The 17,748-nt window shown below is 60.3% G+C and carries 21 protein-coding genes; 1 reads left to right on the forward strand and 20 read right to left on the reverse strand.

Annotated elements, in window-relative coordinates; translation table 11 throughout:
* Positions 1-2 precede the first annotated feature (2 nt).
* From bamB to trmJ, 18 genes are all read right to left on the reverse strand, one after another.
* Positions 3-1,154 (reverse strand): outer membrane protein assembly factor BamB, encoded by a 1,152-nt coding sequence (gene bamB, locus ACEN93_RS11225; protein WP_074691027.1) that lies wholly within the window; start codon positions 1,152-1,154, stop codon positions 3-5.
* Positions 1,147-1,788, reverse strand: coding sequence for a tetratricopeptide repeat protein (locus ACEN93_RS11230; protein ID WP_011335807.1), 642 nt, complete (start codon positions 1,786-1,788; stop codon positions 1,147-1,149). Before ACEN93_RS11230 ends, bamB begins: the two co-directional genes overlap by 8 nt.
* Before the next feature lie 41 nt (positions 1,789-1,829).
* Positions 1,830-3,119 (reverse strand): histidine--tRNA ligase, encoded by a 1,290-nt coding sequence (hisS, locus tag ACEN93_RS11235; protein ID WP_495611417.1) that lies wholly within the window; start codon positions 3,117-3,119, stop codon positions 1,830-1,832.
* A 22-nt stretch (positions 3,120-3,141) separates the two neighbouring features.
* Positions 3,142-4,251: a flavodoxin-dependent (E)-4-hydroxy-3-methylbut-2-enyl-diphosphate synthase gene (ispG, locus tag ACEN93_RS11240; protein ID WP_495611418.1), complete on the reverse strand. Its 1,110-nt coding sequence runs from the start codon at positions 4,249-4,251 to the stop codon at positions 3,142-3,144.
* Between the two features lie 3 nt (positions 4,252-4,254).
* Positions 4,255-5,313, reverse strand: a complete 1,059-nt coding sequence (locus tag ACEN93_RS11245) for a RodZ domain-containing protein (protein ID WP_074691026.1) — start codon at positions 5,311-5,313, stop codon at positions 4,255-4,257.
* Positions 5,313-6,071: a type IV pilus biogenesis/stability protein PilW gene (gene pilW, locus ACEN93_RS11250; protein ID WP_007956682.1), complete on the reverse strand. Its 759-nt coding sequence runs from the start codon at positions 6,069-6,071 to the stop codon at positions 5,313-5,315. Before pilW ends, ACEN93_RS11245 begins: the two co-directional genes overlap by 1 nt.
* A 12-nt stretch (positions 6,072-6,083) precedes the next feature.
* Positions 6,084-7,232, reverse strand: a complete 1,149-nt coding sequence (gene rlmN, locus ACEN93_RS11255) for a dual-specificity RNA methyltransferase RlmN (RefSeq protein ID WP_007964428.1) — start codon at positions 7,230-7,232, stop codon at positions 6,084-6,086.
* A gap of 28 nt (positions 7,233-7,260) precedes the next feature.
* On the reverse strand, positions 7,261-7,686 hold the full coding sequence (gene ndk / locus ACEN93_RS11260; protein WP_039765715.1) for a nucleoside-diphosphate kinase: 426 nt from the start codon (positions 7,684-7,686) through the stop codon (positions 7,261-7,263).
* Between the two features lie 88 nt (positions 7,687-7,774).
* Positions 7,775-7,975: a Fe-S cluster assembly protein IscX gene (gene iscX / locus ACEN93_RS11265; protein WP_027619659.1), complete on the reverse strand. Its 201-nt coding sequence runs from the start codon at positions 7,973-7,975 to the stop codon at positions 7,775-7,777.
* Positions 7,976-7,989: 14 nt separating this feature from the next.
* The gene (gene fdx, locus ACEN93_RS11270; protein WP_007956685.1) at positions 7,990-8,331 is read right to left on the reverse strand and encodes an ISC system 2Fe-2S type ferredoxin; all 342 of its coding nucleotides are present in this window, start codon (positions 8,329-8,331) and stop codon (positions 7,990-7,992) included.
* The gene (gene hscA, locus ACEN93_RS11275) at positions 8,331-10,196 is read right to left on the reverse strand and encodes a Fe-S protein assembly chaperone HscA (protein WP_495611419.1); all 1,866 of its coding nucleotides are present in this window, start codon (positions 10,194-10,196) and stop codon (positions 8,331-8,333) included. Before hscA ends, fdx begins: the two co-directional genes overlap by 1 nt.
* Positions 10,197-10,247: 51 nt before the next feature.
* Entirely contained in the window at positions 10,248-10,769 is a 522-nt protein-coding gene (gene hscB, locus ACEN93_RS11280; protein ID WP_039765708.1) for a co-chaperone HscB, read from the reverse strand.
* A gap of 8 nt (positions 10,770-10,777) precedes the next feature.
* Positions 10,778-11,101 carry an iron-sulfur cluster assembly protein IscA gene (gene iscA, locus ACEN93_RS11285; protein WP_003227904.1) on the reverse strand — a complete coding sequence of 108 codons (324 nt, stop codon included), beginning with the start codon at positions 11,099-11,101 and terminating at the stop codon, positions 10,778-10,780.
* 34 nt (positions 11,102-11,135) lie between these two features.
* Positions 11,136-11,522 (reverse strand): Fe-S cluster assembly scaffold IscU, encoded by a 387-nt coding sequence (gene iscU / locus ACEN93_RS11290; protein ID WP_003227907.1) that lies wholly within the window; start codon positions 11,520-11,522, stop codon positions 11,136-11,138.
* A gap of 101 nt (positions 11,523-11,623) precedes the next feature.
* Positions 11,624-12,838 (reverse strand): IscS subfamily cysteine desulfurase, encoded by a 1,215-nt coding sequence (locus ACEN93_RS11295; protein WP_007956689.1) that lies wholly within the window; start codon positions 12,836-12,838, stop codon positions 11,624-11,626.
* A 50-nt stretch (positions 12,839-12,888) separates the two neighbouring features.
* A complete protein-coding gene (gene iscR, locus ACEN93_RS11300; RefSeq protein WP_007956690.1) occupies positions 12,889-13,380 on the reverse strand; it encodes a Fe-S cluster assembly transcriptional regulator IscR in 492 nt (163 codons plus the stop codon).
* 168 nt (positions 13,381-13,548) lie between these two features.
* Complete coding sequence (gene cysE / locus ACEN93_RS11305) at positions 13,549-14,325, reverse strand: serine O-acetyltransferase (protein WP_007956691.1); 777 nt, start codon at positions 14,323-14,325, stop codon at positions 13,549-13,551.
* Between the two features lie 2 nt (positions 14,326-14,327).
* Entirely contained in the window at positions 14,328-15,098 is a 771-nt protein-coding gene (gene trmJ / locus ACEN93_RS11310; protein WP_007956692.1) for a tRNA (cytosine(32)/uridine(32)-2'-O)-methyltransferase TrmJ, read from the reverse strand.
* A gap of 145 nt (positions 15,099-15,243) precedes the next feature.
* On the opposite strand from trmJ, the gene suhB reads away from it, so the two are divergent.
* Positions 15,244-16,062 carry a type III secretion system regulator SuhB gene (gene suhB, locus ACEN93_RS11315; protein WP_007941397.1) on the forward strand — a complete coding sequence of 273 codons (819 nt, stop codon included), beginning with the start codon at positions 15,244-15,246 and terminating at the stop codon, positions 16,060-16,062.
* A 97-nt stretch (positions 16,063-16,159) separates the two neighbouring features.
* Here the strand turns inward: suhB and ACEN93_RS11320 are convergent, their stop codons facing one another.
* Positions 16,160-16,708: a glycine zipper 2TM domain-containing protein gene (locus ACEN93_RS11320; RefSeq protein ID WP_007956693.1), complete on the reverse strand. Its 549-nt coding sequence runs from the start codon at positions 16,706-16,708 to the stop codon at positions 16,160-16,162.
* Between the two features lie 116 nt (positions 16,709-16,824).
* On the reverse strand, positions 16,825-17,739 hold the full coding sequence (gene secF, locus ACEN93_RS11325) for a protein translocase subunit SecF (protein ID WP_085684627.1): 915 nt from the start codon (positions 17,737-17,739) through the stop codon (positions 16,825-16,827).
* Positions 17,740-17,748 lie beyond the last annotated feature (9 nt).

The following is a 17,748-nucleotide window of genomic DNA, read 5'->3' on the forward strand; positions in this document are numbered from 1 at the left end:
TGTTACTTGATGGTCAGGGCTTCCAGTTTGCCGCTGTTGCCATACACGTAAATCGTGTCACCCACCACCAGCGGACGGGCACGCAGGCCGTCGCTGTCGATGCGCTCGCGGCCGACGAAACGACCGTCCACCTGACTCAGCAGGTGCAGGTAACCTTCCAGGTCACCGACTGCAACGTAGCTGGAGAAGACTTCCGGCGCCGACAGTTGACGACGGGCCAGCGAGTCGTTGCTCCACAGTGCTGTGGTGGAACGCTCGTCGACGCCTTCAACGGTACCCGACGACAGGCTCACGTAGACGTTGCCGAAACCCTGGGCAACGCCGGCGTAGCTCGACGCGTCGCGCTGCCAGAGCTGACGGCCGCTTTCCAGATCCAGTGCCGCAACGCGACCCTGATAGCTGGCAACGTACAGGGTACCGCCGGACAGCAGCAGACCGCCGTCGATGTCGACCACGCGCTCCAGCTCCGAACGACCTTGTGGAATCGCGATCCGCTGTTCCCAGACCGGCACGCCGTTGGAAATGTCGAGCGCGACCACTTTACCGGTCGACAGGCCAGCCACCGCGAGGCGGTTGGTGACGATCGGTGCACTGGTGCCGCGCAGGGTCAGTACGGCCGGCGTGCTGTCATACACCCAACGCTGGTTGCCGGTGGACGCGTCCAGGCCGATCAGACGATCGTCCTGGGTCTGTACCACTACCACGTCACCGTTGTTGGCCGGTGGCGCGAGAACTTCGCTGTTGACGCGCGAGCGCCACTTCTCTTCGCCGTTGATGGCGTCGAGGGCAACGACTTCACCGCGCAGGGTGCCGACCATGACCAGACCGTAACCCACGCCAACGGCGCCGGACACAGGCAGTTCAAGGTCTTTCTTCCATTTCACGTCGCCGTTGCTGCGATCCAGGCCCATCACGATACCGGTCACGTCGGCCGCGTAGATGGTGTCACCGTCGATCGCCGGCACCAGCATGTTGTACGTTTCGCCCTGACCGTCACCGATCGAGCGGCTCCACTGCTTGTGCAGGACCACTTCTTCTTTGAAGTCGGTCAGCTCGGCCGGTGGCAGTTCTTTTTTGCTGTTGCTGCTGCAACCCGCGGCCAGAATGGCCAGAGCCAGCAATGCTGCATGCTTCCAACGGATCACGTCACGCATCCCCTTTGGCCAGGTCGTCCAGCTTGATTTGAAGGCCACCGACCGCCGCTTCATCCGACAGTGCCGCCTTGGCTTTTTGATACGCCGCGTTCGCTTCGTCGGTACGGCCCAGCTGTACCAGCAGGTCGCCCTTGAGTTCTTCGCGAGTGGCCAGGAACGACTTGTCGGCATCGCCTTCGAGCAGTTTCAGGGCTTCGTCGGCCTTGTTCTGTGCGCCCAGTACCTGCGCCAGACGCTGACGGGCGATTTCGCCCAGCGCCGGGTTGGCCGGTTTGGCAACGATGGCCTTGAGTTCGGTCGCCGCGTCGTCCAGCTTGCCGCTGTCGACAGCTACCTTGGCCACGAACAGGCTGCCGTACTGCGCGTAGGCAGAACCGCCGAATTCGCTGTTGAGCTTGCCGGCCAGATCCGCAACACGCGCGGCGTCAGGCTTGCCATCCGGGGTCAGCGTGGTTTCCAGCAATTGCTGATAGAGCACCGAGGCGCCTTGCGACTGGTTGCTCTGATACTTGTGATAAGCCTGCCAGCCGAACACGATGACCAGCGCCAACAGGCCGCCGGTGACCAGAGGTTTGCCGTTGCGTGTCCACCAGTCCTTCAAATCCGCCAACTGTTCGTCTTCGGTACTCGACACCCCAATACTCCTTAATCGCTAAATCGGCTGTTTGGACAGCTTCAACCCTGCACGACGCAGGTGGCCAGGTGTGCAGCGAGCGCATCCCAGGCAATGCTTTGTTGTTCGCCCTGGCCACGCAGGGGTTTGAAACCTACCACTTGCTGGGCCATTTCGTCGTCACCGAGGATCAGTGCGTACAGCGCACCGCTCTTGTCGGCTTTCTTGAACTGGCTCTTGAAGCTGCCGGCGCCGGCATTGACTTGCAGGCGCAGGTTGGGCAGTTGGTCGCGTACCCGCTCGGCCAGGGCCAGACCGGCCAGCTCCGCTTCTTCGCCGAAGGCGCAGAGATAGACGTCAACCTGACGGGAGATTTCTTCCGGGATCTGCTCCAGGGTTTCCAGCAGCAGCACCAGACGCTCGATGCCCATGGCGAAACCGACGCCCGGGGTCGGCTTGCCGCCCATCTGCTCGACCAGACCGTCATAGCGCCCACCCGCGCAGACGGTGCCCTGGGCGCCGAGCTTGTCGGTGACCCATTCGTATACGGTTTTGCTGTAGTAATCCAAACCACGCACCAGCTTCGGGTTGAGCACGTAAGGAATGCCGACGGCATCCAGACGGGCCTTCAGGCCTTCGAAGTGGGCACGGGATTCGTCATCCAGGTAGTCGGCCATTTTCGGCGCATCGACCAGCACGGCCTGGGTGTCGGCATTTTTGGTGTCGAGCACCCGCAGCGGGTTGGTCTTCAGGCGACGCTGGCTGTCTTCGTCCAGTTTGTCGTGGTGCGCCGAGAGATACTCGACCAGCGCTTCACGATAACGGCCGCGGGACTCGCTGGTGCCGAGGCTGTTGAGCTCGAGCTTGACCGCATCGCGGATGCCCAACTCGCCCCACAGGCGCCAGGTCATGATGATCAGCTCGGCGTCGATGTCCGGACCGTCGAGGTTGAACACCTCCAGACCGATCTGGTGGAACTGGCGATAACGGCCTTTCTGCGGACGCTCGTGACGGAACATCGGGCCGATGTACCAGAGTTTCTGCACCTGGCCACCGCCGGTGATGCCGTGCTCGAGCACCGCACGCACGCACGCGGCCGTGCCTTCCGGACGCAGGGTCAGCGAGTCGCCGTTGCGGTCTTCGAAGGTGTACATCTCTTTTTCGACGATGTCGGTCACTTCACCGATCGAGCGCTTGAACAGCTCGGTGAACTCGACGATCGGCATGCGGATCTGCTTGTAACCGTAGTTATCCAGCAGACGCGAAACGGTGCCTTCGAAATAGCGCCATACCGGCGTCTGTTCCGGCAGGATGTCGTTCATGCCACGAATGGCTTGCAGAGACTTGCTCACAGAAATTCCTTAATTCGTTCGATCAGCCGCGCGCGATAACCGCTGCGTCAGCTTCGACCTTCTCGGCCGCTTTCTCGCGGATCAGCTTTTCCAGCTCGTCCACCAGATTGTCATTCGTCAGTTTCTGCGACGGCTTGCCGTCGATGTAAATCAGGTTTGGCGTGCCGCCGGTCAAGCCGATATGGGCTTCCTTGGCTTCGCCGGGGCCGTTGACCACGCAACCGATCACCGCGACATCCAGCGGCACCAGCAGGTCTTCAAGGCGCCCTTCCAGCTCGTTCATGGTCTTGACCACATCGAAGTTCTGCCGCGAGCAGCTCGGGCAGGCGATGAAGTTGATGCCACGGGAACGCAGATGCAAAGACTTGAGAATGTCGTAACCGACCTTCACTTCCTCGACCGGGTCGGCCGCCAGCGAGATGCGGATAGTATCGCCAATCCCCTCGGCGAGCAGCATACCTAGGCCCACGGCGGATTTCACTGTACCGGAGCGCAATCCACCGGCTTCGGTGATGCCCAGGTGCAGCGGCTGGACGATTTCCTTGGCCAGCAGGCGGTAGGCTTCAACGGCCATGAACACGTCGGAAGCCTTCACACTGACCTTGAAGTCCTGGAAATTCAGGCGTTCGAGGTGTTCGACGTGACACAGGGCGGACTCGACCAGCGCAGCTGGCGTCGGCTCGCCGTATTTCTTTTGCAGGTCTTTTTCCAGGGAACCGGCGTTGACGCCGATGCGGATCGGGATCCCGCGGTCACGGGCGGCATCGACCACCGCACGCACACGGTCTTCGCGACCGATGTTGCCCGGGTTGATGCGCAGGCAGTCCACACCCAGTTCGGCCACGCGCAGAGCGATCTTGTAGTCGAAATGGATGTCGGCAACCAACGGCACCTTGACCAGTTGCTTGATCTTGCCGAACGCCTCGGCGGCGTCCATGTCCGGTACCGAAACGCGGACGATATCGACGCCGGCGGCTTCCAGACGATTGATCTGTGCGACGGTGGCAGCGACGTCATTGGTGTCGCTGTTGGTCATGCTCTGCACAGCGATAGGGGCATCGCCGCCCACGGGCACGTTACCGACCCAGATCTTGCGCGATTCGCGACGTTTGATTGGAGATTCGCCGTGCATGACTTATTGACCCAACTTCAGGCGAGCGGTCTCGCCACTGGTGAACGGAGCGACATCGACCGGCTGGCCGTTGTAGCTGACCTGCGCGCCACGGGCAACGCCCAGACGCACGGCAAACGGAGGCTTGCCGACGACAGACAGGCTGTCGCCCTTACGCTTGAGGCCGCTGTACAGCACTTTGCCGCTGCCATCGGTCACTTGAGTCCAGCAATCGGCGATGAACTGCACCTGAACCTGGCCTTGACCTGCAACCGGAGCTACGGGCGCTGTCGGCGCGGGTGCCGCGACGGCCGGAGCTGCCGGGGCAGCAACGGTCGGTGCAGGCGTGGCCGGAGCGGCAGGTGCCGGATTTGCAGGAGCAGCAACCACAGGCGCTGGCGTATGAGCCGGTGCAGCCGGAGTAGCGGCTGGCGCAGCAGGTGCCGGAGCAACCGGTGCGGTCGCAGGAGCTGCGGCCTCGGTCTCGGCGCCGGTCGATTCAGCCGTGGATTCCGATTGAGGCAGTGCCAGAGCGGTTGAGCCCTCGGCTTCGCCTTCCGCGACGGCCTGGTCTTCCGGCTCGTCCAGCGGATGAATCTGGGTGGTGCCGTCGGCGCCTTCGACTTCGACATGCTCCGGCGCCAGGCCGATCAGGTCCTTGGTACGCAGCGAGGTCTGATCCTGCCACCAGACGAAACCGCCGCCGATGACCGCAATCAGCAGCAACAGGCTGACGATACGCAAAATGGTGTGGGAAACCCGTACCGGCTCTTCAATACGACCCAGAGCGTGGACGTTGCTGCCTTGGGAGTCAGTGCCGGTGGACTGGTCGAATTGCTGGACCAGAACGGTCTGATCCATGCCGAGCAATTTGGCGTACGCGCGAATGTAACCGCGAGCGAAGGTATGCCCGGGCAACTTGTCGAATGCGCCGGCTTCAAGATTGCTCAGGGAAGTCACGGTGAGGTTGAGCTTGAGGGCCACTTCGGCCAGCGACCAGCCATTGCTTTCGCGGGCCTGGCGCAGGGTCTCACCGGGGTTAACGCGATTCGCTGCTACAACTTCGGGATGCGCCGCTTTCATCATTGCTCCGACAGGTATTGCTGATATTCCGGCGTACCGGGATAGAGTCGTTTTAATTGCAGGCCCGCACTGGCGGCCTTGTCGCGATCTTCAAATACTTTTGCCAACCGAACGGCGAGCAACAGACTACGTGCATTTTGCTCGGAGAGCTGGCTGAAACGGTCGTAATAGTCACGCGCGGGCACATAATGCCTGTCTTCGAATGACAACTCAGCCATTTCCAGCAATGCCCGTGGCTGCTGACGGTTCAAACGCAGTGCTTTTTCCAGCTGCTGCTGCGCCAGATCACGCTGTCCGAGCTTCGCCGCCGTCATGCCGAGGTTCTCGAACACCCGCGAACGCTCAGGATACAGGGTATCGGCGGCCGCCTGTTCAAAACGCTCGTAGGCTTCCTTGTAACGCTGTTCTTCGTAGAGAAAACTGCCGTAGTTGTTGAGGATGCGCGCATCGGCGGGACGGGAGGACAAGGCTTTGCGAAAGTGTTCGTCAGCAAGCGCAGGTTCCATCTCGGCCTGAAACACCAGCCCCAGCGCGGCATTGGCGTCGGGATCCGAACCGTCCAGCTCCAGGGCTTTCTTCAGTGGAACCTTGGCCCGTTCGGTCATGCCCTGCTGCAAGTATCCCAGCCCCAGCTGCACGTAGGCAGCCCGCGCTTCGTCACGGCCCTTGCTGGTCTTCATCGGGTTGTAATCGCCCGACAGGACACAACCAGCACACAGGCTGGCCAACAGCAACAGCAGCGCAAAGCGCAGGGACATAGAGATCCTCTCTTAGTTAGTGTTCGCGGCGTTCTGTGCCAGATCGCTGTCGGCGCTCAACTCACGCACGGCGATGTAACGTTCGCTGCGACGGGTGCGATCCAGCACCTGCCCTACCAATTGACCACAAGCCGCGTCGATGTCTTCACCACGGGTGGTGCGCACGGTGACGTTGAAACCGGCCTGGTGAAGCTGATCCTGGAACCGGCGGATGGCGTTGTTGCTCGGCCGCTCATACCCGGAATGCGGGAACGGGTTGAACGGAATCAGGTTGATCTTGCATGGAATATCTTTGAGCAGCTCGATCATTTCCACGGCGTGCTCAAGCTTGTCGTTGACGTCCTTGAGCAAGGTGTACTCGATGGTCAGCACACGTTTCTCGCCAAGGGCGGACATGTAGCGCTGGCACGACTCGAGCAGCATCTTAAGCGGATATTTCTTGTTGATCGGCACCAATTGGTTACGCAATGCGTCATTCGGTGCGTGCAGGGACAACGCCAGGGATACGTCGATGTGCTTGGCCAGCTCATCGATCATCGGCACCACACCCGACGTGGACAGGGTCACGCGGCGCTTGGAGATCCCGTAGCCCAGGTCATCCATCATCAGATGCATGGCGGCCACGACGTTGTCGAAGTTCAGCAGCGGTTCGCCCATGCCCATCATCACCACGTTGGTGATGGCGCGGTCGATGGTAGCCGGAACACTGCCGAAGGATTTGTTGGCAATCCACACCTGACCGATGACTTCGGCGGCGGTGAGGTTGCTGTTGAAGCCTTGCTTGCCGGTGGAGCAGAAACTGCAGTCCAGGGCACAGCCTGCCTGGGACGAAACGCACAGAGTGCCGCGTTTGCCCTGGGGAATGTAAACGGTCTCGACGCAGCTGCCGGACGCCACGCGCACCACCCACTTGCGGGTGCCGTCGCTGGAAATGTCCTCGCTGACCACTTCGGGACCACGGACCTCAGCAACAGCCTTGAGCTTTTCGCGCAAGGCCTTGCTGACGTTCGTCATGGCGTCGAAATCATCGACGCCAAAGTGGTGAATCCATTTCATTACCTGACCGGCACGGAAACGCTTCTCCCCGATTGAGTCGAAGAATTTTTCCATTTCCGGCTGGGTCAGACCCAGCAGGTTGGTTTTAACAGTCGATGTCGTCATGGATTCACCTTCACTCTTAAGCCAATGCTTAGCGAGTGGTTACTTCAGTAGCTGCGAAGAAGTAAGCGATTTCGCGAGCAGCAGCGGCTTCGGAGTCCGAACCGTGAACGGCGTTGGCGTCGATCGATTCAGCGAAGTCAGCACGGATGGTGCCTGGAGCAGCTTCTTTAGGGTTGGTAGCGCCCATCAGCTCACGGTTGCGAGCGATGGCGTTTTCGCCTTCCAGAACCTGAACGACAACTGGACCCGAAGTCATGAAGGCAACCAGGTCGCCGAAGAAACCACGAGCGCTGTGCTCAGCGTAGAAGCCTTCGGCTTCGGCTTTGGACAGTTGCTTCAGTTTCGAAGCTACAACGCGCAGGCCAGCGTCTTCGAAGCGAGTGGTGATCTTGCCGATCACGTTTTTAGCAACGGCGTCAGGCTTGATGATGGAGAAAGTACGTTGAACAGCCATGGTGTAACTCCAGAAACGGTAATTTGCGAAAAATTAAACCCGCGAATTATACGCGGGTTCTTGGGTATTGCCTAACCTGCGAGGACGATCAGTCTACTTCTTCGATCCAGAGAGCCTGAACCGCTTCCAACACTTTCTCGCCAACACGGCCAGAGGTGTTATCAAAGTCGGGAAGTTCCATGATCCATCGCTGCAGGTCGACGAAATTGACAGAAAGCGGATCGACATCCGGCTTGGCCTCAGCCAGCTCTTCTGCAATACGTTGAACATCATTCCAACCGTAGCTCATGACAGTCTTACCAGTCAGTGCGGCGCTTCGGCCGCATGGTTAAGCGAATATTTCGGAATTTCGACGGTGATGTCTTCCTCACCGACGATAGCCTGACAAGCCAGGCGCGACTGGGCTTCCAGACCCCAGGCACGATCAAGGAAATCTTCCTCCAACTCGTCGGCTTCTTCCAGCGAGTCGAAACCCTCGCGGATGATGCAGTGACAAGTGGTGCAGGCGCAGACGCCGCCGCAGGCGCTTTCCATCTCGATGTGGTGTTCGTGAGCCAGTTCGAGGATCGACGTGCCAGGCGCAGCGTCAACGACCATGCCTTCAGGGCAGAACTTCTCGTGGGGCAGAAAAATGACCTGCGGCATCAGATATCCTCGATTTCATTCAGATTGCGCCCGGACAGAGCGGCTTTCACCGTCTGATCCATACGACGGGCTGCAAAAGCATCGGTCACTTGCGACAGACGCTTGGTCTGCTGCTCGATGGCGTAACCATCGGTGCCTTTCATCAGTTCGGTCAGTTCCTGCACCTGCAGATCGATGACCATGCGCTCTTCGGCGTCGAGCAAGCGCTCGCCATCCGCCTCAAGAGCGCCCTGCACCGCTTCGATCAGGCGCTGGGCATCGACTTGCTGCTCGCGAAGAACGCGGGCGACTTTGTCGTCATTGGCGTGCTGGAACGAATCTTTCAGCATCTTGGCGATTTCGCCGTCAGTCAGGCCATAGGACGGCTTGACCTGGATGCTCGCTTCAACGCCCGAACCCAGTTCACGGGCAGAGACGCTGAGCAGGCCGTCGGCATCGACCTGGAAGGTCACACGAATTTTCGCCGCGCCGGCCACCATCGCCGGGATGCCGCGCAATTCGAAGCGAGCCAGAGAGCGGCAATCGGAGATCAACTCACGCTCGCCCTGCAACACGTGGATCGCCATGGCCGACTGGCCATCTTTATAAGTGGTGAAGTCCTGGGCACGAGCGACGGGGATGGTGGTGTTACGCGGAATCACCTTCTCCATCAGGCCGCCCATGGTTTCCAGCCCCAGGGACAGCGGAATCACGTCGAGCAGCAGCAGTTCGCCGCCATCGCGCTTGTTGCCGGCCAGCGTGTCGGCCTGGATCGCAGCACCGATGGCCACCACTTGATCCGGGTCGATTTCGGTCAGCGGCTGACGCCCGAAGGCTTCGGCGACGGCTTCGCGAACACGTGGAACGCGGGTCGAACCACCGACCATGACCACAGCGTGCACGTCTTCCAGCTCGACGCCGGAATCGCGCACGGCGCGGCGGCAGGCTTTCAGGCTGCGAGCGACCATTGGCTCGATCAGCGCATCGAAAGCTTCACGGGTCAGCAGTGCTTTCCAGTCGCCGTAGGCAACTTCAACACTGCCGGCATCCGTCAGGGCTTCTTTGGCTGCGCAGGCGGCTTGCAGCAGGCTACGCTGTGCGCCCGGATCGAGGTCGGCGGACAAACCGGCGCTCTCGATGATCCAGCCGGCAATCGCATGATCGAAGTCATCGCCGCCCAGCGCGCTATCGCCGCCAGTGGCCAGGACTTCGAAGACGCCGCCAGTCAGGCGCAGAATCGAAATATCGAAGGTACCGCCACCCAGATCGTAAATGGCGACCAGGCCTTCGGCATGCTGATCCAGACCGTATGCCACCGCCGCAGCGGTCGGCTCGTTGAGCAGACGCAACACGTTCAGACCGGCAAGTTTCGCCGCGTCCTTCGTAGCCTGGCGCTGAGCATCGTCGAAATACGCCGGAACGGTGATCACCGCGCCCACCAACTCACCGCCAAGGGTGGCCTCAGCGCGCTGACGCAATACTTTCAAGATATCGGCGGAGACTTCGACCGGGCTTTTAGGGCCCTGCACGGTGTCGATGAACGGCATGTGCGATTCGCCGCCGACAAAGCGGTACGGCAGTTGATCGCCCAATTGCTTGACGTCGGACAGACCACGACCCATCAGGCGCTTGACCGACAGCACGGTATTCAGGGGATCGGAGGATGCGGCCAGCTTGGCTGACTCGCCGACTTCGACGCGATCGGCGTGATAACGCACGGCGGAAGGCAGGATGACCCGCCCTTCGGCGTCGGCCAGCGGCTCGGAAAGACCACTGCGCAACGCAGCGACCAGCGAATTGGTAGTACCCAAGTCGATTCCCACAGCCAGACGACGCTGGTGCGGTTGAGGACTTTGGCCGGGTTCGGCGATCTGCAGTAGGGCCATCGTGATCAGGACTTATCTGTATATCAGGCGTGCGACCGGAGCGGCACTGGGTTAATCGTCGAGGCGCTCTTCTAACTGGCGCACTTCGTAGGTGAGCTTGTCGAGGAACTGCATGCGCCGCATCAGGCGTTCGGCCTGTTCGCGCTGCGCTGCATCATCCCAACAGGCTGCGAAGCTTTCGTTGAGCTCTTCCTGGGCGGTTTTCAGGCGACGCTTGAAAGCCGCGACACCGTCCAGGTCGGCACTGTCCTGCAGATCTTCGAGCTCTTCGCGCCATTGCATCTGCTGCAGAAGAAACTCGGGATCGTGGACAGTGACTTCCATCGGCACTTCATGCCCGCTGATGGTCAGCAGGTAGCGTGCACGCTGGGCCGGACTCTTGAGCGTCTGGTAGGCATCGTTGAGCCGCGCAGACTGCTCGAGCGCCGACCGCTGCTCGCGCTCGGAAGCATCGGCAAAGCGGTCAGGATGAACGGCGCGCGCCAGCTCGCGATAGCGCGTGGCCAACTGCTCAAGATCCAGACGGAAGCCCGGCTGCAACTCGAATAAAGCGAAATGACAAGGAATACCCACGACAAGCCTCAGATGTTGAAGCTTTCGCCGCAGCCACATTCACCGCGTACGTTGGGGTTGTTGAACTTGAAGCCCTCGTTCAACCCTTCCTTGACGAAATCGAGCTCGGTGCCGTCGAGGTAGGCCAGGCTCTTGGGATCGATGATCACTTTCTCGCCGTGACTCTCGAACACCTGATCTTCTGCAACCACCTCGTCGACAAACTCCAGCACGTAGGCAAGGCCGGAACAGCCCGTGGTGCGAACACCCAGACGAATCCCTTCACCCTTGCCGCGCCCGTCGAGGGAGCGCCGCACGTGTCGAGCAGCCGCTTCTGTCATGCTGATAGCCATCGTTGACTCCTTACTCGTCGCCAAATCTTGAAAGTCAGATCAAGCCTTTCTTCTGCTTGTAATCGCGAACGGCGGCCTTGATGGCGTCTTCAGCGAGAACCGAGCAGTGGATTTTCACTGGCGGCAGGGCCAGTTCTTCGGCCAGCTGAGTGTTCTTGATGGTTTCAGCTTCGTCCAGGGTCTTGCCTTTCATCCACTCGGTAGCGAGGGAGCTGGAGGCGATAGCCGAACCGCAGCCGTAGGTCTTGAACTTGGCGTCTTCGATAACGCCCTGATCGTTGACCTTGATTTGCAGACGCATCACGTCGCCGCACGCCGGAGCGCCGACCATGCCGGTGCCGACATCAGGATCTTCCGCGTTCATCTTGCCGACGTTACGCGGGTTTTCGTAGTGGTCGATGACCTTTTCGCTGTAAGCCATGATTCTCAATCCTCACTCATCAGGGCCGCTCTTGAGACCCTGCAACTGCGCTGCGTAAACCGCCGCGTCGCTACAGGATCTGTATCCGGCGGCTTCTATATTTAGTGTGCCGCCCACTCGATCTTCGAGATATCGACGCCGTCTTTGTACATGTCCCACAGCGGCGACAGAGCGCGCAGCTTGGTAACGGCCTCGCAGACTTTCTGCGCGGCGTAATCGATTTCTTCTTCGGTGGTGAAGCGGCCGAAGGTGAAACGGATCGAGCTGTGTGCCAGTTCGTCGTTGCGGCCCAGGGCGCGCAGCACGTACGAAGGCTCAAGCGACGCCGAGGTGCAGGCCGAACCGGACGAAACCGCCAGATCCTTGAGCGCCATGATCAGCGACTCGCCTTCAACGTAGTTGAAGCTCAGGTTCAGGTTGTGCGGAACGCGGGCGGTCAGGCTGCCGTTGACGTACAGCTCTTCCAGGTGCTCGACCTGCTTGTAGAAGCGGTCGCTTAACGCCTTGATACGGACGTTTTCGGCAGCCATGTCTTCCTTGGCCACACGGAACGCTTCGCCCATGCCGACGATCTGGTGAGTCGCCAGGGTGCCGGAACGCATGCCACGTTCGTGACCGCCGCCGTGCATGGTCGCTTCGATGCGCACACGCGGCTTGCGGCTGACGTACAGCGCGCCTATGCCTTTAGGGCCGTAGGTCTTGTGGGCGGAGAACGACATCATGTCGACTTTCAGTTTCTGCAGGTCGATTTCGACCTTGCCGGTGGACTGCGCGGCGTCGACGTGGAACAGGATGCCTTTGGAACGAAGCAGCTCGCCGATGGCGGCGATGTCGTTGACGGTGCCGATTTCGTTGTTCACGTGCATTACCGACACCAGGATGGTGTCTTCGCGCAGCGCGGCTTCGATCATGGCCGGGGTGATCAGGCCATCTTCGGTCGGATCGAGGTAGGTGACTTCGAAACCTTCACGCTCCAGTTGGCGCATGGTGTCGAGGACAGCCTTGTGCTCGATCTTGGAGGTGATCAGATGCTTGCCCTTGGAGGCGTAGAAATGTGCCGCACCCTTGATTGCCAGGTTGTCGGACTCGGTGGCACCGGAGGTCCAGACGATTTCACGCGGGTCGGCGTTGACCAGATCGGCCACCTGACGACGGGCGTTTTCGACGGACTCTTCGGCTTTCCAGCCGAACACGTGGGAACGGGACGCCGGGTTACCGAAGTTTCCGTCGACCAGCAGGCATTCACTCATTTTTTGCGCAACGCGCGGATCGACCGGGGTGGTCGCAGAGTAATCAAGGTAAATCGGCAATTTCATGGACTATCTCCTAAATCAGGCTGGCTGGCGTGCCGCTAGCTCTCTGGCTGTCATTCGACGGCGGACGCTTCAATCTTGTCCAGGCGCGGCGCCTTGCCATTGCAACGACGCTGATCCTGACGCTGGGCCACTTCCTGCACCTCACGGCGAGTTACGAGGTCGGCCAAGCTGATACCGCTGAGAAATTCGTGAATCTGCAGGCTCAGGTCGCACCACAGGTGATGGGTCAGGCAGGTGTCACCGGAGTGGCAGTCGCCCTGGCCCTGGCATTTTGTTGCATCGACCGATTCGTTCACCGCATCGATCACCTGAGCCACCTGGATGCCCTGCATGTCGCGGGACAACTGGTAGCCACCGCCCGGACCGCGAACGCTGGAAACCAGGTTACTGCGGCGCAGCTTGGCGAAAAGCTGTTCGAGATAGGACAGGGAGATGCCTTGGCGCTCGGAGATATCGGCCAGGGACACCGGCCCGTGTTGCGCGTGCAACGCCAGGTCAAGCATGGCGGTCACGGCGTATCGGCCTTTTGTAGTCAGTCGCATGGACAATTACCACGGAGTTCGGAATGGGCGGGAGTATGCAATTCCCGAGCATTTAAGTCAACTATAAGACCTAGTGCTTTAGTCGGGTTTACCCGCAAAAGAGCGCGCGAATGATAGCAGGGTCTGCGGCCTAATGGCACACCGGTTGGCAGCAGCCCTGCAAGTGCGTCAGTGGAGCTTGGATTCGTCCTTGCCCTTGACGCAGGCGAAGTCTTCTTCACGCAGCTCAGGCAGATCTTTCGCACAGTAATTGCTGCCCAGATCCTTCAGCGCGCCGCACATTCCTTCCAGACGCCCGTCCACCGCTTGCAGGTGATCGAGCAACTGGCCGATGGCGCGCGCCACCGGATCGGGCATGTCCTCACTGACGCCGTAGGCATCGAAGCCGATCTTCTCGGCCATCGCCTTGCGCTTGGCGTCGGCCTCATCATCGGACTTGACGATGATACGCCCCGGAATCCCCACCACGGTGGCGCCCGGAGGCACTTCCTTGGTGACCACAGCATTGGAACCGACCTTGGCACCGGCACCCACAGTGAACGGACCGAGCACCTTCGCGCCCGCCCCCACCACAACGCCATCGCCGAGGGTCGGGTGGCGCTTGCCCTTGTTCCAGCTGGTGCCGCCCAGAGTCACGCCCTGATAGATCGTCACGTCATCGCCGATTTCAGCGGTTTCGCCGATCACGATGCCCATGCCATGGTCGATGAAGAAGCGTCGACCGACCTTGGCACCCGGATGGATCTCGATCCCGGTGAGCCAGCGACCGAAGTTCGACACCAGTCGCGCCAGCCATTTCAGATCGTTGCGCCAGAGCATGCCGGCCAGTCGATGAATCCAGATCGCATGCATGCCGGGGTAGCAGGTCAGGACTTCAAAAGCGTTACGCGCCGCCGGGTCTCGGTGGAATACGCTCTGGATATCTTCACGCAAACGCTCGAACATCATTAATCCTTCCGCTTAAGGAGCTCGCCACGGGCCGCTTTCTGGGTTTCCGTGAGGATGCCACGCAAAATATTCATTTCCGCCCGGCTGACCGAGCTGCGTCCATACAACCGGCGCAGGCGCGCCATCAAGTGCCGTGGTTTTTCCGGATCGAGGAATTCGATGGCCACCAGAGTCTGCTCCAGGTGTTCATAGAACCGCTCCAGCTCATCCATGGTCGCAAGCTCTGCGCTTTTCACGGAGGCCACTTCTTCCTTCTCGATCTTGGTCGGCTGACCTTGCGCGGCCAACCACGCCATGCGCACTTCATAGCTCAACACCTGCACCGCCGCCCCAAGGTTCAGCGAGCTGAACTCAGGATCGGAGGGGATGTGCACGTGATAGTGACATCGCTGCAGCTCGTCATTGGTCAGGCCGGAATCTTCACGACCGAACACCAGCGCGATTTCCGCGCCCTGCCCGGCCTCCTCGACCACTTTGGTCCCGCACTCGCGCGGGTCCAGCAATGGCCAGGGAATACGCCGGTCACGGGCACTGGTGCCGAGCACCAGATTGCAACCGACCAGAGCGTCTTCCAAGGTGGCGACGACTTGCGCGTTTTCAAGGATGTCACCGGCACCGGAAGCACGGGCATCGGCTTCGTGATGCGGGAAGACTCGCGGATCAACCAGCACCAGCCGCGACAGGCCCATGTTTTTCATGGCGCGCGCGGTCCCGCCGATGTTTCCCGGATGGCTGGTATTGACCAGGACGACACGAATATTTTGCAGCACGGCGGGCGCTCTCGGACTCGGCAAAGGGGTGCAAATCTTACAGAACAGCCTACCGTTAAGCTATGAAAGCGAACAGCGACCTTCACCTGAAGAAAAGTTCTGATAGAATGCGCGGCTTTCTTTAACAACCTTAGGTGACACATCCATGCAGCCCATGCTGAATATCGCGCTGCGCGCCGCCCGCAGCGCCAGTGAACTGATCTTCCGCTCCATCGAGCGCCTGGATACCATCAAGGTCGACGAAAAAGACGCCAAGGATTACGTATCCGAGGTCGATCGCGCCGCCGAACAGAAAATCATCGACGCCCTGCGCAAGGCTTACCCGAATCACTCGATCATGGGTGAAGAGACCGGCCTGCACGCCGGCACCGGCATCGAAGGCGAAGAATACCTGTGGATCATCGATCCGCTGGACGGCACCACCAACTTCCTGCGCGGCATTCCTCACTTCGCTGTCAGCATTGCCTGCAAATACCGTGGTCGCCTGGAACACGCCGTTGTTCTGGACCCGGTTCGCCAGGAAGAATTCACCGCCAGCCGTGGTCGCGGCGCTCAACTGAACGGTCGTCGCCTGCGTGTCAGCGGTCGTACCAGCCTGGACGGCGCTCTGCTCGGTACAGGTTTCCCGTTCCGTGACGACCAGATGGACAACCTCGACAACTACCTGGGCATGTTCCGCGCCCTGGTTGGCCAAACTGCCGGCATCCGCCGCGCCGGTTCGGCGAGCCTGGACCTGGCTTACGTGGCCGCCGGCCGTTTCGACGCGTTCTGGGAGTCGGGTCTGTCCGAGTGGGACATGGCCGCTGGCGCCCTGCTGATTCAGGAAGCAGGCGGCCTGGTGAGCGACTTCACCGGCGGTCACGACTTCCTTGAAAAAGGCCACGTCGTTGCCGGCAACACCAAATGCTTCAAGGCAGTTCTGACGGCGATCCAGCCGCACCTGCCGGCCTCGCTGAAGCGCTAAGCGTTTCGCGAAACCAAAAAAAACACCCTTCGGGGTGTTTTTTTATGGGCATGAAAAAGCACCCCGAAGGGTGCTTTTCTTATAAGCCGTCAACCAATCACTGGCCTGGCTCGTTCTGCGACAGGATCAGCTTGCCTTCCTTGTCGACCGGGATCTGGTTGCCCGGATCACGATCCATCCGCACCTTGCCTTCCTTCCCATCCAGCGAATACCGGACGTCGTAGCCCACAACCTTGTCGCTGATGTCATTCACCGTGTTACAGCGAGTCTGAGTCGTGGTGTAGGTATCACGCTCCTGCATACCCTCCTGAACCTTGTTACCGGCGTAACCGCCACCGACCGCACCGGCCACCGTGGCAATCTTCTTGCCGGTGCCGCCGCCGATCTGGTTACCCAGCAGACCACCTGCCAGCGCACCGACCACGGTGCCGGCAATCTGGTGTTGATCTTTCACCGGCGCCTGCCGGGTCACTGTCACATCCTTGCACACTTCACGTGGAGTCTTGATCTGTGTTTTGACCGGTTCTACGGCCAGCACTTGCGCATACTCAGGGCCGCTTTTAACCAGGCTGTAGGTGGCAACAGCACCCCCGGCAGTCACACCGACAGCACCCAATACCGCACCAACCAGCAACGACTTGTTCACATGAACCTCCTGACCATCACATGCGGGACGCGCCCGCGCTTCTCCCAGCCTTGGAGCAAAAAAAAAGACGCGAGTTCAACTCGCGTCTTTTTTGTCTGACCGCTGGAAAAACGCCGTTATGGACGGTCGTCGACTTCCTTCTCGGTATTGACCGGCGGAATCAAGTCCTCGGTCGACAGGTTCAGCCAGATCAGCACCACGTTGGCGATGTAGATCGACGAGTAAGTACCCGCCAGAACACCCACCAGCAGCGCCAGGGAGAAGCCGTACAGGTTGTCACCGCCGAAGAACAACAGTGCCGCGATCGCCAGCAAGGTCGAAACCGAGGTCGCGATGGTCCGCAGCAGGGTCTGGGTGGTCGAGATGTTGATGTTCTCGATCAGCGTGGCCTTGCGCAGAACACGGAAGTTCTCACGCACCCGGTCGAACACGACGATGGTGTCGTTGAGCGAGTAACCGATGATCGCCAGTACCGCCGCCAGCACCGTCAGGTCGAAGGTAATCTGGAAGAACGACAGGATACCCACGGTCACGATCACGTCGTGGATCAGCGACACGATGGCGCCGACCGCAAACTTCCACTGAAAGCGGAAAGCCAGGTAGATCAGGATGCCACCGAGCGCCAGCAGCATGCCGAGGCCACCCTGGTCGCGCAGCTCTTCACCGACCTGCGGGCCGACGAACTCGACGCGCTTGACGGTCGCTGGGTTGTCGCCGCCGACCTTCTGCAGCGCTTCCGCCACCTGATGGCCCAGCTGCGGGTCTTCACCCGGCATGCGTACCAGCAGATCGGTGGTCGCGCCGAAGTTCTGTACGACGGCTTCGTGATAACCGGAAGAAACCAGCTGCTCGCGCACCTTGGTGACATCGGCCGGACGCTCGTAGGTCAGCTCGATGAGCGTACCGCCGGTGAAGTCCAGACCCCAGTTCATGCCCTTGTGGAACACACTGAAGATTGCCAGCAAGGTCAGGAATACGGTGACGCCGAACGCAAAGTTGCGGACGCCCATGAAGTTGATTGTACGTAACATGGCAGCCCC

Source organism: Pseudomonas sp. Pseusp21, from assembly GCF_059492145.1.